The 14,598-nt window shown below is 37.9% G+C and carries 13 protein-coding genes; 9 read left to right on the top strand and 4 right to left on the bottom strand.

Annotated features, from left to right (window positions below; genetic code table 11):
* The first annotated feature begins 739 nt into the window (after positions 1-739).
* The 5 genes from V7S65_RS21370 (at position 740) to V7S65_RS21350 (ending at position 4,999) form a co-directional block, all read left to right on the top strand.
* Positions 740-1,087, top strand: coding sequence for a helix-turn-helix domain-containing protein (locus V7S65_RS21370; RefSeq protein ID WP_336387686.1), 348 nt, complete (start codon positions 740-742; stop codon positions 1,085-1,087).
* A 46-nt stretch (positions 1,088-1,133) separates the two neighbouring features.
* Entirely contained in the window at positions 1,134-2,300 is a 1,167-nt protein-coding gene (locus tag V7S65_RS21365; RefSeq protein ID WP_336387687.1) for a VapE domain-containing protein, read from the top strand.
* A gap of 187 nt (positions 2,301-2,487) precedes the next feature.
* Complete coding sequence (locus tag V7S65_RS21360) at positions 2,488-3,399, top strand: toprim domain-containing protein (RefSeq protein ID WP_336387688.1); 912 nt, start codon at positions 2,488-2,490, stop codon at positions 3,397-3,399.
* Between the two features lie 102 nt (positions 3,400-3,501).
* Positions 3,502-3,858, top strand: coding sequence for a plasmid mobilization protein (locus V7S65_RS21355; protein WP_336387689.1), 357 nt, complete (start codon positions 3,502-3,504; stop codon positions 3,856-3,858).
* Positions 3,833-4,999 carry a relaxase/mobilization nuclease domain-containing protein gene (locus V7S65_RS21350; protein ID WP_336387690.1) on the top strand — a complete coding sequence of 389 codons (1,167 nt, stop codon included), beginning with the start codon at positions 3,833-3,835 and terminating at the stop codon, positions 4,997-4,999. Before V7S65_RS21355 ends, V7S65_RS21350 begins: the two co-directional genes overlap by 26 nt.
* A gap of 471 nt (positions 5,000-5,470) precedes the next feature.
* Here the strand turns inward: V7S65_RS21350 and V7S65_RS21345 are convergent, their stop codons facing one another.
* Both V7S65_RS21345 and V7S65_RS21340 read right to left on the bottom strand, forming a co-directional pair.
* Positions 5,471-5,728 (bottom strand): hypothetical protein, encoded by a 258-nt coding sequence (locus V7S65_RS21345; RefSeq protein ID WP_336387691.1) that lies wholly within the window; start codon positions 5,726-5,728, stop codon positions 5,471-5,473.
* Between the two features lie 74 nt (positions 5,729-5,802).
* Positions 5,803-6,087, bottom strand: a complete 285-nt coding sequence (locus V7S65_RS21340) for a hypothetical protein (protein ID WP_336387692.1) — start codon at positions 6,085-6,087, stop codon at positions 5,803-5,805.
* 472 nt (positions 6,088-6,559) lie between these two features.
* On the opposite strand from V7S65_RS21340, the gene V7S65_RS21335 reads away from it, so the two are divergent.
* From V7S65_RS21335 to V7S65_RS21325, 3 genes are all read left to right on the top strand, one after another.
* A complete protein-coding gene (locus tag V7S65_RS21335) occupies positions 6,560-6,817 on the top strand; it encodes a helix-turn-helix domain-containing protein (protein ID WP_336387693.1) in 258 nt (85 codons plus the stop codon).
* Between the two features lie 102 nt (positions 6,818-6,919).
* Complete coding sequence (locus tag V7S65_RS21330) at positions 6,920-7,489, top strand: hypothetical protein (protein ID WP_336387694.1); 570 nt, start codon at positions 6,920-6,922, stop codon at positions 7,487-7,489.
* Between the two features lie 21 nt (positions 7,490-7,510).
* A complete protein-coding gene (locus V7S65_RS21325; protein WP_336387695.1) occupies positions 7,511-9,505 on the top strand; it encodes a hypothetical protein in 1,995 nt (664 codons plus the stop codon).
* A 47-nt stretch (positions 9,506-9,552) separates the two neighbouring features.
* Here the strand turns inward: V7S65_RS21325 and V7S65_RS21320 are convergent, their stop codons facing one another.
* A complete protein-coding gene (locus V7S65_RS21320; RefSeq protein ID WP_336387696.1) occupies positions 9,553-10,614 on the bottom strand; it encodes a nucleotide-binding protein in 1,062 nt (353 codons plus the stop codon).
* Between the two features lie 114 nt (positions 10,615-10,728).
* Entirely contained in the window at positions 10,729-11,952 is a 1,224-nt protein-coding gene (locus V7S65_RS21315) for a tyrosine-type recombinase/integrase (RefSeq protein WP_336387697.1), read from the bottom strand.
* Between the two features lie 484 nt (positions 11,953-12,436).
* On the opposite strand from V7S65_RS21315, the gene V7S65_RS21310 reads away from it, so the two are divergent.
* Complete coding sequence (locus V7S65_RS21310; RefSeq protein ID WP_336387698.1) at positions 12,437-14,113, top strand: hypothetical protein; 1,677 nt, start codon at positions 12,437-12,439, stop codon at positions 14,111-14,113.
* Positions 14,114-14,598 lie beyond the last annotated feature (485 nt).

Raw genomic sequence — 14,598 nt, 5'->3', positions numbered from 1 at the left:
ACGTCGCACTGAACACATCGCTCACACGTCGCACTGAACACATCGCTCACACGTCGCACTGAACACATCGCTCACACGTCGCACTGAACACATTGCTCACACGTCGCACTGAACACATCGCTCACACGTCGCACTGAACACATCGCTCACACGTCGCACTGAACACATCGCTCACACATCGCACTGAACACATCGCTCACACGTCGCACTGAACACATCGCTCATACATTGCACTGAACACATCGCTCACACATCGCACTGAACACATCGCTCACACATCGTACTGAACATATCGCGTAAAGACAAGTTTCGTTTTACTCTCGCATTTTTAATTTAAACTATGTCAAATGTTCTCTTTTTATAAAAAGAAGAGGGGAGATATTGTGTGTTTTAGTGTTAGTTCTCGTATGGTTACAATTATCCTGCTTTTCGTTTTGATGATGATCTGCCTGATTTGGAAAGGCCCTGAATTTCTTTTGGTTTTTTTGCAAAAGTTCAGCACATTTAAAAAATGACAATAATATTGGTGTTCAGTCGAATATTAGACTGAGCACCATTATTTATCATTAAACCCGGTATTGGTTCAAGTTTCTATATGTATAACTAATTGAAAATATTCTATTTAAATGACGAAGTTGGGAATTTCCCTGATTCCCTGATTTCATTCCCCAATCTCCCTGATTAAAGCGGCATTCAGTCTCAAATTGCATTCAGTTAGTAACGATTAAAAACGACTGTTATGCAAACGATTAATCCATTTGAGTTGATTCTCACCAAAATTGAACAGTTACAGACAACTGTAAACACGCTCTCAGAAAATTCAAAAAAGTCAACAAAGCCCCAGAATGAAAGCCCGGATAGGTTATTAGATCTTCCGGAGGCTGCAGGTATTGTAAGGAAACCGGTTGGGACAGTTCGGTATTACATACATCACCGAAATCTACCAGCTATTAAAGTGGGGAAAAGCTATGTGGTGAAATTATCCGCGCTGCTTTTATGGGTGGAGGAATTTAGTCGAAAAGGAGATGCGGAGATAACTCCCGGAAATCTCATGTTGGCCAATAGAAAGCGCTATAGGAAGCCGTAACCTATCTTTTGTAACCCGTATTCCCCTTGTTTTCAACAGTTATAGCATGACTCAGGATACCAATAAAAAACAGCAAGAGCATATCCGTCTGGAAAAGTACTTATCGGAACAATTCTACTTTCGGTTAAACGAGATTACCGGGAGTATTGAATTCAAAAAGCAATTATCCACAAGTTGGGAAGAACTCAATGAGTTTAATATTTACCGTCAGTTGAACCTGGAAGGCTTTAAGATTAATCTAAACGAGCTTATCTACCTGCTTAAATCTGATTATGTAGATAGGTATAATCCTTTTGTCAATTACTTCGAAAATTTGCCTATTTGGAGCGCAGAGAAGGGGGATTTTATCGGGCAGCTATGCAGCTATATTAAAGCACGGAATCCGTCTCGTTTTGTGCGGCATTTTAAGAAATGGTTAGTCAGGACTATTAAATGTGCCTTGGAAGATCAGTATTGTAATAAGAATGCTATTATCCTGGTGCATGAGATGCAAAACTCCGGCAAGACAACTTTCATTCGTTATTTATGTCCGCCGGCCCTTAAAAACTATATGGCAGAGAATATCTCCTTTGATAAAGATAGCCTCATTGCACTAATTGAAAACTTCCTCATCAACCTGGACGAGCTGGCCACCTTTACCCGTGTGGAGATCAACGCCCTGAAAAGCATTCTCAGCAAATCCTTTGTGAAGGAACGACATCCCTATGAACGGAAAGCAAAGAAACTATCCCGCCGCGCCAGCTTTATAGGATCTACTAATATGACGGAGTTTTTGACAGATCCCACCGGAAATGTTCGATGGATACCTTTTGAGATATCGGGCATAGACTGGAATTATTCTCAGGAAGTGAATATAGACGATGTTTGGTCCCAGGCGTACGCACTATATAAAGCAGGGTTTGCCTGCGATATAACAGCTGAAGAGGTTAGAGAAAACGAGGAGGAGAATCGACAGTTTACTATGGTCACCCCGGAAATGGAATTATTAATGAAATTCTATAGACCCGGAATGAAGGAAGATTATGACTTGTTCCTTACCACAGGAGAAATTGAGGTTGCTTTGAGAAAAGAAACAGATGGCTTGTTAAAGATTTCCAGCCAACAATTGGGAAAGGCGCTGCGGATGCTTGAATATGTAAGGGATAACCGCTACTCAAAAGAAAAGGATTATCCCATTAAAGCCTATTATCTCAAAAACTACAATAAAAGTTAATTCACCAGGTACTTGCTTACTTCGGGATTGAGACCCGCCAGGATAAAGGATTTTCATAAGTAAGCACTGATTACTTATACCTACTTATGATTACTTCTTCTACTTGAAGCCCACCTATTTAAGTAAGGAAGTAAGAGCAGTAAACTACTTTCTTAAATCACGACTCTTTTGATTTAATAAAAAATGAATGATGAATATTAAATACGGATCAATAAAAGAATTCAAGCAGCAGGACATGGTGCAATACCTGGCTCAGTTGGGACATGAACCACAGAAGATAAGCAACCAAGATTACTGGTATTTATCCCCACTAAGGGAGGAAAAGACACCCTCCTTTAAGATAAACAGACAACTGAATGTTTGGTATGATCATGGAATCGGTAAAGGAGGAAATCTGATAGACTTTGGGATGCTTTATTTCAATTGTAGTATTCGGGATTTGCTGGATCGGTTATCTCAGCAGTCTCCCTCCCCTGTTTTTTCTTTTAACCCGCCTTCTTTAGCTGGTGAAAAGAAAGGTAGATCAGACAGTAAAGTTCTGATTCTCGATAGCCGCTCATTGTCAAATAAATCTTTATTGACCTACCTGGAACGGAGAGCCATTCCACTGAGTATTGCCGATAGATTTTGCCGGGAAGTAGATTTCTGTTTATACGGTAAAAAATATACAGTTATTGGTTTCCCCAATAAAGCCGGAGGCTACGAACTACGCAGTCAAGAGTTTAAAGGCAGTAGCTCACCTAAAGACATTTCTTTTATAGATAACTCCACTGATGAGGTAATAGTATTTGAGGGCTTTTTCAATTTTTTATCTTTTGAAGCTATAAACAATGGAGAGCAAGCCCCTTTGACAAATTACCTCGTGCTTAATTCCCTTTCCTTTTTTGAGAAAAGCCGATCATTAATGGAAAAGTATAAACAAATCCACCTTGCATTAGATAATGACAATGCCGGTAGAAACTTTACAGCCCAGGCATTACAGTGGGGTAGCCAGTATGTTGACAGCAGTGATTTCTACAAGGGTAGCAAGGATTTAAACGATTGGCTTATCCATGATCAAAACAAGGTTAGAAAAGGGCTGCGAGCAAAGGGGCCTTGATAAAATGTGAGGAGCAAGCCATGTTTTCGCTACGCTACAACGGCTTGCCCACAGTTTGGTGACCAAAATAATATTTTCACTTCGTTCAAAATTTTGATGATTATGGCAAGACCTAAGAAAAAAGAGGAAGAGAAAAGGATGGTGCAAGTTAACATCCGGCTTACAAAAATTGAGTATGAAAAGGTCTGCATATTTGCAAAAGCAGCATGTTTAAGCCCTGCAAATTTGATCAGATATAAGGTTTTTTCTGGCAGATTTCCCGAATCAAAGCAGTCTCCGATAGAAGCAGATTTATACCGGGAGCTGCATAAAATTGGTATCAATTTGAACCAGGCTACCCATAGGATTCACAGAAAAGAGATGCCAGCAGATTATCTTTCAATCTTGACACAGCTTTCATTTTTGGTAAAAAAGACAATAAAAATTCTAATCAATGACGGCAGATCAGGTGAAAGGTAAAGGCTTCCGGGGCGCATTACGCTATAATCTTGAGAAGGTAGAAAAGGGAGTTGCAGAGTTCTTAGACAGCAATTTTGCTGAATTGTCTGAGAAGAATATAATGAAAGAGGTCGCAATCATAAAGTCGCTTCGCCCCAATTTGCAGAAGTATTTTTATCATACTTCTTTAAATTTCCCTCCTGAAGAGGATATGTCCAATGAGAAAATGTTAACAATTGCAAAGGATTATCTGGAACAAAACGGCTTCACGGAGCATCAGTTTATAATTTTCCGCCACCGTGATGCCGATCATCCGCACCTTCATATTCTTGTAAATCGCATCGGTTTCGACGGAAAAGTACTATCAGACAGCCGGGATTATGCCCGCAGTGAGAAGGTTATTCGGGAGCTTGAAATCAAGTATAATTTGGCAAAAGTGCAATCCAGTAGCCAGGCAAAAGAGCGGGCAATGACCAAAAATGAGCTGGAAATGATGAAGCGTACTGATGAGATATCTACAAAAATGAAGCTCCAGGCGATCATTAAAAATACATTATCGCAGCATTTGACAACCGCGAAATTTATTGAATCGTTGCAAAATAGAGGTGTTAACATCTTATTTAATCAGGCTAAAACAGGGTTTGTTAGTGGTATTAGCTATGGCTACGAGGGGATGATTTTTAAAGGAGCTACGTTGGGTAATGCTTATAAATGGTCCAACATAAAAAGTATAATTGGCTATGAACAAGAAAGAGATTATTCAGCAATATACCAGGCAAACATTAGAACAAAATCCAGTAATTCAACTAATGGATTGGGAGAAGATACTCTCACTAACCAAAGAAATTCAAACCTGGTACCAAGCCTGTCACGTCCAATACAAGGACGAACAACAAAAGCACCTAGCCCAATTAAACAAGGAGTATCAAAATATATTTCAGCGCTCGAAGGATATTCGCCTTCAGTTGGAAAGCCTGGAATATTTAATGAAAGGTTTGCGTGGTCAAGCTTTAACGAAGTACAGACAGCAAAGGAAGCGGGAGATTTTATTAGCGGTATTATTAGGGATTTGCTCAGCCCTGTTTACGTTAATTATGTTGAAGATCTGGCGGTATTGAATAGGTTAAAAAAGAAGAAAAAGAGGCGACGTAAGGGAATATAAAGATCGTCACGGAAATTTTTTATTGCTCATGGCCTCGCGGCTCTATCTTGTGTATTGACTTGGTTTTGGCCCTATTAATTTGAAATCAAAAAATATTGAAAAACTTAATATTATCATAAACTATTGATTGTTAAATAGATAGAAAAGTGCTCGCCCTGTCCTTTTTTAAATTTGCCCCTCCAGATACCTTCGTTGAAATAAAAATATTATATGAAAGTAATTATTGAAATTAAGGTATTTGGAGTCAAATTTAATTTTACTAACCCCACTTGGAAGTCCATAATTATAATGGCGATGGCATGTTTTCTTGCGCTTTCAATGGTAGTAATTCCGGCAATTATACCCTATGTTTTTAGAAATTGGCGGTAATGTTGCATGAAATTGATTGTTAGCAACTGATCCGAAAACGTAAATGCTGTCAATTTTATGGCTATCATATGGCCATGAAACTGACAGCATTTAGATGTTGTATTATTCTGGTAGGAGTTCTTTTATCTCAATATTAGCTTGAGAATAAACTTCGCTCATAAGTTGCACAATGGTCTTTTTTTCAGCATTACTTAAGGCAGGAACGATTTTACCGTCACGTTCTGAATCCCGTGTCCTCATTTTTCTATAAAATGTTGGTAAACTCCAATTACATTCCTCACAAACCCTTTCTCTGAAGTTAACTGGGAGTTTAGAGAATAGGGTATGTATCTGTAATAAAACATTTATTGACATATCCATATAGTGTTTTTGTGTAGTTAGGAGATGATTTGTATTATTAATGGAACCAATATTTTAACCCACAGTAATTGAATTTATTGAGAGGTTCTGGTTTTCTTAGTGCTCTTTTTCAATAGGAAATGATTGGCTTCAATTAGCTTTTCAAGATCTTGAGTAAATTCGATAGTGTCTAAAAGTTCGGGATCTGCATCGGGAAAGCTATTGAGTAGTTTGCCTATGTGGTCATTGACATTAACGAGATCATAGATATTAAAAAATCCTTTTAAAACTGACAGAGGATTCTTCATTTCACCAACAGTTAGTCTAAATGGTTTTTCTAACCACACCTTCTTTGGTGAAACGTGATTTTTTTTTCGCATAAGAGTAAGGTTTAATTATTAATGTTTTTTGGGACAAAACCATTCCTATACGGCCTGAGAAGGTCGTTTAACTCCAAACTGAAACGCTTAATTGTGAATTTTGAGAAGGGGCCAAAATGAAAAAGACGCAGGACCCAACTTAACGCCCTGGAGGTACTGGTATACCTGGCGACGATTAAGTGAGCCCATGCGTCATAGCATGGGCTACCCACTTTTCTCCTCGTCGCCTTTCAAATTACCAGTTTTACCAGGACGAGATCTAAAGCAAGAAGCTTGAAATATCTTTAGATCGCTAAAATAGTACTTTGATTTTTTTTTAACCTGATAGCTTGATCATATTGTTCCGTTTTAAAGCAAATTAATAAAAAGGAATGAATTTAGCTACTTATTTGTAGTTATTTATTAGTAGTTTCTTATTAGTAGTAACATATAAATGGTTACTTATGTGTAAACTATTCATTTATTTTAGTATATGGATAGTAAAAGGAAAAACACTGAAAAAGTGCAACTTGATCCAGATGACCAGCTTGCAAAATTGGGTGCGAGGATTAAGGATTTGCGTATTAAGGCCGGGTATACCAGCTATGAGTATTTTGCGTATGAGCATAATATTCCGCGAGCGCAGTTCGGGAGGTATGAGCAGGGGAAGGATTTGAGATTTAGTAGTTTGGTCAAGGTAATCAACGCATTTGGAATGACTATGGATGAGTTCTTCAATACAGGGTTTTAGCGCCAAATGAATGATTTAGTTCTTGTTAAGAATAAATAGTGGATATTTACATTAATTTTGTATATTAAGGATTATCCATTTTTAACCTCTAACTGAAGTTGTATGGACAAAGCCATGAAAATCTTGTACTTCGAATATGTACTAAAAGGTCTTCTGACTTGGTACGATCAGATAAAAGGAAGAAGCTATGATAATGACTTAAGTATTCTTAAGACGTTAAAATTGTTATTCTTCGTTTCTGCTGCCAAAGCTACTACAAATAGTCATAGTCGATTATTAGAAGAGGTGTTTGACGGTTTTTTTGCAATGCCTTACGGTCATGTAGAAAGCGAAATTTATGATTATATTAGACAACAGGGTGGCGTATTGACATATTATATAGTTGATAATAAAAGGACAACTAGAATTCCTGACGCACATGTTGAAACACTGATGGGAAAACTTGACAATCAAGCGATAGTCAATGAAATTGATCAGTCTATCGATTACTTAAAGAAGGTTAATCCGTCATTAATATTAATGTCTCCATTTGATTTGGTTAACTTAAGCCATGCTTGGTACTCATGGCAATACTACTATGAAGAGGCCCAAAAATCGGGAACTAAAAGTATCAAGATTCCTTCAGAAGCCATAAAAACTGAGAATAAGCTATTTTCCTTGGAACTATTCTAATACTTTAAATCCTATATCCCTTTGACAAAGTTTCTTGAAGAGGTAAGGCAGCTTATTTCTGTTACTTTCCCTGACGATTGGTGGAAAGAGTTTGAATTTGAAAAGGATTCAATACAATCTATTACAGACTTCCAAATTAAATTAGCAGCATTTAAAGACAAGCTTGTCCAAGCAAAGGATGGTATTTTTGAGAGCCTTAATGCCTCAATATTAGCTGGCGAATACGTACAAGATGACAACATTGAGAACCATATCTCGGATTTAACCGAACTATTAGGTACATTTCCGCAACCAATCCCAATTCCAGATATACAAGAAATATTAGAAAAAGAACTCAATAAGAATTTCGTTGATTGTGTAAATGTTGGGTTGGCCCTATATAGAAATTTTTACACTTTAGTAAAGATTAGAATCAGTTTTAGTTCTAAGTATTTTTTGTTGCAATTTAATCATGAATTGAATGAGAAAGTTAGGAATAGAAAGAACTTTCATGACGACTCATTGCGTCATATAAATTTTATTTCTGCGAATCTTCTTATAGCTCGTCTCGACCATTTCCTGAACCCGACAACAGACGATTTCAATACTTTATTCGGGTTCTCGCAGGAATTAACACAACCGGATAAACTTGGAGGAAGAAAACATTCGATTCTTTTACTAGGCAAGTGTAATTATTTACTTAGCAAATGGATTTTGCGAAAAAGGCATTTTCATAAAAGGCCCGTATATATAATAAAGAATTTTCAAGAGGAAGAGTTTGTAATAGCAACTGAAGGAAGTCCTTATAATAAGTGGGTAAAATATATTGAGTCACATTATGAGTTTAATTCTAATGAATGGAAAAGCTTGGTTGAACAATATTTTGATGCCATCAAAGATAAAGAGATAACGACCCTCTCAATATCAGATATTCATTGTTTAATAAAATATTATAAGGATGTAAATAAGAATCTTCAGCTGTTATCCACATATAAAGAGGAGATAAATAACCGCTATAAAGCCCTAAAAAGAAGTGGGCTTATGTTTGACCGCTACGCTTCGTCTATATCTCTTAACTATGCCATAAATAATGAATTCTCACTCTTACTTGAAGACGCCTCGCTATTGGAAGGTAAGGCTGAAGATTGTTATTCTAAGATATTGACAATTCAGGCCGAGACAGGGGTTAAGAATTTTTTTCCGCAATATAAATATCTGCAATTTTTAGTAACAAAACTAGACGAGAAGTATAGTCAAAGAAAGGCAGTATCGAATATTGCCCAACTGAGAGAATTGATCAATAAATGCAAAAAGGTCTTTGAGAAATACGAGGAAAATATAGAATGGTCAAGGAAGAACTATAATTATGTATACCAATTACCCTTTAATGAATGCTTGGTAGACGTAGGTACTAATGTGCCTGAAAAAATATTTATCGCTTCTTCATTTATCCTTCCTCTGATAAAAGGAAATTATATTAAGGAGTATGATGAACTGAAAAAGAAAGTTTTGAATTTCGAGACTTCGGTGGAGTTAATCGAAAATGTTGATAAAGAGCTGCAGGGCATTGCGCGACTTAAAGAAGATTATGGCGCTATAAATACCAAGATTGAAAGTAAATTTCAAGAAAAAGAACAATCCCTACGGGATAAAGAAATTAAGTACATAGAAGTGATTGGCATTTTTGCTGCTATTGTTACCTTTGTTGCTAGCACAGTGCCGGGGTTTCAGTTTATTAAAACCGCTTACCAAGCCGGTCTTTATGTTCTAAGTTTGTCAACCGCATTTGCCTTTTTTACATTATTATTATTAGTGATTTACAAAGGAGTGGAGAACTTGAGACGACATAAACTTTTATTAATATTTATCGCGGTAGCCACACTTGTTTCTTGGTATCTTTTGATTTACAGAACAAATGATCCTGATGAGAAAATGCATCAGGGCACTGTATCCAAAGATTCATTACAAAAACAGGAAATAGTCGTTTCATCTCCTAAGACTAAAATCGATTCTTTTAAAAAAGATAGCTTGCGATGATCAATAATGATCAATATGGCCTTGTCCTCCCTTGATTACCTGAAATTTTATTGTTTCTCGTAATACTTCTTAAATATCTCTACTACCTTATTTGAGTCTTTCGGAGCTTCAAACACAAAGTTTATGCCCTCGTTGGTACTTCCATTAATTTTTGAAGATTCAATAATTCTCCTAATTTCATTTGGCATAGTGTTAATTGTATCGATAATTACTTTCGACCATCCACTCATAATTACTTTAATTTCTTCTAGTTCAGCTGGTGGATCTGTTTCATTTACACGATACTCCCATGCTAATAACTCTTTCTCAAATGAAATAATTCGATCTACTGCCCTTTTTATATCTAGTATATTACCAGGTACTCCAGGAGGGCCAAAGGACGAATTTAGTTCTTTGAGAATATTAGGGAATATCAGGATAAGTTTCTTAATATCATTTAAGCTTTCCTTGAACCATTCATGATATGCCTCTATAGCATAGCGCTTTGTTCTGCTAAATACCAATCCTTTTTCTAATTCAGAATAGCTCTGATTAATGTCTACTAACTTAGAGGAAAGTAGTTCTGCTGCCAAAAGAAATTCCCAACCATATGGTTTTTCAATTGCAATTTTTTTTGCTTCTTTACTTTCATTTTGTAGATCATTAAGATTAGTATAAACAAAATTTTTTAATTTTTGTCGAACCTGACTACAAAATGTTCCTAACGCAGCCTTTAGATTTCCATCGTCCCTGTTCATTTCATATTGGCCTGCATTTACTCCTAATAAATCGGTTGGAAGATGAAAGGAGGAAGAATTTCTGGGAGTAACATAAAACACTTTTTCTTTACCTAATCTACCAATAAAAAGGCCTAGCTCGAAAATCACATTGTCACGAACAGTATTCTTTTTGTCGCTTCTCATAAAGGTGATATCATCCGGCTTGAACACAAATATGCCAAAATCAAAGTTTCCTAAAGCATTTATTAAATCATCAAGAGCATTGCTCGATAGTTCAAAAATGCCCTGATTCCAAACCGTGACAGTTGCATCAAATTCTAAATTTTCTTGAATCGCATATGCAACGTCTAAAGCTTCAACTGAGGATCCGACAAATATTTTTGGTTTCATTATAATAATTGATTGGACTAAGTAAAAGACGACTATAAACTATATATCAGTTAAAAATGATAATCTAATTTATGTGATATTCACTAATATATATGGTAAGGCAAGAAATAATTATCAAAAATCAATCAATGCCTTCGCATACTGCGCTTGCGCCGATAGCTCAAACCCTGCAAAATACCGCTCAGTCGTAATCAAGCTCTGATGCCCTAAATTTGCGCTAGCCAGCTTCAGCGGTGCCCCGCTCTGGACAAGAATAGTCGCATACGAATGCCTAGCTACATAAGTCGTCACCGGCATTTCAAACTCCAGGGCCTCCCCTATCCGCTTCATCCATTTATTAGTCACTTTGGTAAACTGCTTCACTTTAGTTCGTATCAGCGCCAGAGAATCCCCTTTTTCCGCAATGTCAAAAACGAAATCATCTCCATTGGATGGCCCACGCCCCCATTTAGCCAAGATTCTATTTATATAGATGTTTCGGGTAGCCGTTATAGTAATAGGATTCCCTTTGGTAGTTCTTTTGGTCTTCTCCCTGATGAAGGTGATATAGGACGTAAAAATATCTTTCTGTTTCAAAATGGCAATGTCCATCATGTTAATACCATTGCAGAGATAACTGAAGATCCAGAAGTCTTTAGCCTTCTCCATCCCGGAGCTTGGCTCTGTTTCGTACTCAAAGATTTGTTTAATCTGCGCCTTGGTTAAGGACTTTTTGATGTTCCTGCCGGTCGGGATGATGTATTTCCGCTTCCCGAATGGATAGGCTTCCGGTTTGATAATGCCGTTTTCCTTGGCAATGTTCATAATAGTCCGGAGCGGGCGTAAGTATATACCCACGGTTGTAATGGACTTACCAGCGGCCAGCATCCAGGTTTCAAAGCTTTGAAGAAACTCTTTAGTTATCTGTTCGAAATGCAGCTTACTTTTAAACCGTTTCAGAGAATTGAGCGAGGTGGTATAGGAATCGGCCGTTCCAAACTGCTCATTGGCCCTTAGCTGGGCTATATAACTATTATAGGCTGATTCTACATTCTCAAACTGTATCTTTTCATCAAAGAATGCTTTTTCAAACTGAAGAAAAGAGAAAGGTTTAATATCGTCACAGCATTGCTGGGCGTCTTTCTCAACAATGCCTATCTCTTGTTTAATCTTTCTTAAAGATGCTTTGGCATCGGCACTATTGATTACACCCCACTCCTCTTCTGTTGAGTCGTAGCCAGTGGCGTAATACTTCCGAACTCCTTTATATGTAATCCGTAGTTTAAGGGGAAATCGATCATCATTTTTAGACCGCCGTTCATCTGGGACCACTTTCACATTAACCCTATCTTTCTTCATGATAATTTTGGCTTAAAAAATTTGATACATAATTTGATACATGTTTTCGAAAAACAAGCCGAATTGACTGAGAATAAATTTAAGTATTAAATTCTGAAAAATGAGCAGGGACGTGGGTTTTGGACGTAATTAGCAACAACTGAAAGTAACTGAAAACGTGCTTTTTAGAGACTCATAATCAGGGGGGGCCAGGATCATGCCCTGGTGGGACCACACGATAGAAAAGGCTTTCGGCGGGTAAGACGCGGGAAGCCTTTTTTCATTTGATACATGTTTTGATACAGGTTGTAGATTTTAGAGCCTTAATTGACATTTTTAAAGTAAACCTGTACAACGGCCATAATTTATTAGCTCCTCCCCAATATTGAAGCAAAGGATCACAGTTCTACAACATCTCTCAATAAGTTTTTTATTACGCAAATAGAGTACATACCCCCCACTTATATTTAAGTAAATCTTTTTTGTTAACCAAGAAACCTTATTTATGACAGTTACATCCATTAATGCCCTTAAAAGTCTGAGTACTCCCCAGGCCAACACTATTTACCACGTTTTAGGTTATTACGCCGCCAACGATGGTGGCGGCGGAGAATTCTACTGGGACAGCAGCGACACCACTTCTCCGGAAAATGGAGGAACGATTTTTATTGCCTCAACAGGACGTTGGAAAAGATTATATGACGGCGAATTAAATGTAAAATGGTTTGGCGCAAAAGGTACCCCTGATGCTATTGATGATGCTCCGGCAATCAATAAATGCCTTGACTACGCCAGACAGGTATTTACCAATGGAGGCAAATTGGTGTTTCCCCGTGGCCGTTATCCCATTTCCAGTACCCTGAATATGACCAATGCCATCTTCTGGCAAATTATTGGAGAAGGAGCCACCATAGCCCCAACCAGTGCCATTACAGCTATCAATATAAAGGCCAGCCGATCCACCTATACTGGATTAAATATTAGCTACGAGACCTTAGATCCCGGTGTTAAGATCAACGAGAATTGCGTTGCTATCTGGCTCCATAAAGGTGGTAGTACAGTAAATGACCAGGTGAACAACACTACTTTTGAGTGTTTCTCTATTATTGGTGCTCATACCGGTATCAAATCAACCCCAAATACCGGCTTGATATGGCAATTGGATTTTAAATCTATTTACTTCGATATCTATGAAGGAGAATCCTCAATACAGGCAATAGGGTTTGATATTGCCAGTGGTTTTAACCAGGGAGGCAGCACTACTATAAGGATTTCAAAATGTTGTGTTCAAAGCTTCATAGTGAACAGATTGAACAGCAGTGGCGAACCAATTTATCCCAAAGGTGTTGGATACAGGGGATTCAGAATTTACTATTCTACAGATGTCTATATTGTTGATTCTTCCTATGATGGTTATCTGGGTGACACTATCCAGCTGAATCAAAATGGCCAGATCATGGATATTTTCTCAAAGAATATTCATATCGATGGATTTCACTGCGAAGCATTAACCAACACTTTAAACGCCAATATTACACAGGCCCCATTCCGGATCAACAGTACCGGATTTCTCGATGTCAAAAATGTTGTAATACTGGATTCCTTTATGAACTGTGGAGGCCCGACAGCTGCCGGTGCCTGGTTTCTTTTCTTTGGCGGCGGCGTTTTTAACTTCGGAACCTATAACGACAATCACATTGGTTCTGCAGACAATACCCCCGTTTACATTATTACACTCAGCAACCTGCTGGATGGTGATGATGTTACAAATAAAAGATCCCAGATTAATTTATCCAATTCAATACAACCCTCCCAGGTTCATCTGTTGAACAGGAATTATAACAGCATCCGTTTCGACGCTATGGAAGTAAATGGCTTGGTTACTGCTGTTACAGGTACCGCTCCGGTTACAATTTTAACCATACCAACTACACGCGCTTCCTGTATGATTGCTGTAAGAGGATTCTCCCAGATAGATGGCAGTTCTTACTTTATCGACTACCTGGTAATATCCCGGTCACGGACCAGCGGAATCGTGAAAATAAAATCATTACTCAGCGATAATAATAGCTATGCAAGTGTCGTGAATACCTATAGTGTAACATCTGATGGGAATATCCAGCTTGCCAGGAATATCTCTACCGGTTTTTGGGTAACAGCTAAAGTTGTAAATATGATCTAATTAGAATAGGACTACTCTCAGGCTAAGGTTATCCAACAACCTTAGCCTGACTATCCGTGGGGACATTGCAGAACAGTACTCGCAAATTATTATAGCCATAAAAAAGTATTGAAAAGGATATCTACTATTATCAGTCTTTCGTATCAGGAAGCGCTAAACCAAGTGCTTTTCATTTATAGGGAAAAGTTCTGACTATTACCGGACTTTCACACCCCTTGCAGCTTTCCCCTTTAAACAGGAGGCAAATGGGAACACTTAACAATGGTCCTTATATCCAGGTATCAGCAAACAATGAAGCGTCAATCCATTGTTGGTCGACGCCCTGGCATAGCCAACACAGATTCGTCCCGGTAAAAGCAATCCCTCCCTCCAAAAGACAGACCAGCCATTTCACAGAATGGACTAGTTGCTGGCTCATGCCCCTGAAATATATACTTCACCGGAATTACCGCTTTAAAAGAGTTGTAAAAAATACCCGTTTCGGT

Origin of the sequence: Chitinophaga sp. CCNWYY40 (genome assembly GCF_037483205.1) — a bacterium.
Taxonomy (GTDB): domain Bacteria; phylum Bacteroidota; class Bacteroidia; order Chitinophagales; family Chitinophagaceae; genus Chitinophaga; species Chitinophaga ginsengisegetis.
Note: the sequence above shows the minus strand (reverse complement) of the source record. Positions and strands in the feature narration are given on the sequence as shown.

Excerpts from the sequence above, each read along its gene's own strand:
- V7S65_RS21370 (WP_336387686.1), top strand. The coding sequence starts at position 740 with ATGCAAACGATTAATCCATTTGAGTTGATTCTCACCAAAATTGAACAG.
- V7S65_RS21345 (WP_336387691.1), bottom strand. The coding sequence starts at position 5,728 with ATGGATATGTCAATAAATGTTTTATTACAGATACATACCCTATTCTCT.
- V7S65_RS21355 (WP_336387689.1), top strand. The coding sequence starts at position 3,502 with ATGGCAAGACCTAAGAAAAAAGAGGAAGAGAAAAGGATGGTGCAAGTT.
- V7S65_RS21365 (WP_336387687.1), top strand. The coding sequence starts at position 1,134 with ATGACTCAGGATACCAATAAAAAACAGCAAGAGCATATCCGTCTGGAA.
- V7S65_RS21320 (WP_336387696.1), bottom strand. The coding sequence starts at position 10,614 with ATGAAACCAAAAATATTTGTCGGATCCTCAGTTGAAGCTTTAGACGTT.
- V7S65_RS21315 (WP_336387697.1), bottom strand. The coding sequence starts at position 11,952 with ATGAAGAAAGATAGGGTTAATGTGAAAGTGGTCCCAGATGAACGGCGG.
- V7S65_RS21310 (WP_336387698.1), top strand. The coding sequence starts at position 12,437 with ATGACAGTTACATCCATTAATGCCCTTAAAAGTCTGAGTACTCCCCAG.
- V7S65_RS21350 (WP_336387690.1), top strand. The coding sequence starts at position 3,833 with ATGACGGCAGATCAGGTGAAAGGTAAAGGCTTCCGGGGCGCATTACGC.
- V7S65_RS21330 (WP_336387694.1), top strand. The coding sequence starts at position 6,920 with ATGGACAAAGCCATGAAAATCTTGTACTTCGAATATGTACTAAAAGGT.
- V7S65_RS21335 (WP_336387693.1), top strand. The coding sequence starts at position 6,560 with ATGGATAGTAAAAGGAAAAACACTGAAAAAGTGCAACTTGATCCAGAT.
- V7S65_RS21360 (WP_336387688.1), top strand. The coding sequence starts at position 2,488 with ATGATGAATATTAAATACGGATCAATAAAAGAATTCAAGCAGCAGGAC.
- V7S65_RS21340 (WP_336387692.1), bottom strand. The coding sequence starts at position 6,087 with ATGCGAAAAAAAAATCACGTTTCACCAAAGAAGGTGTGGTTAGAAAAA.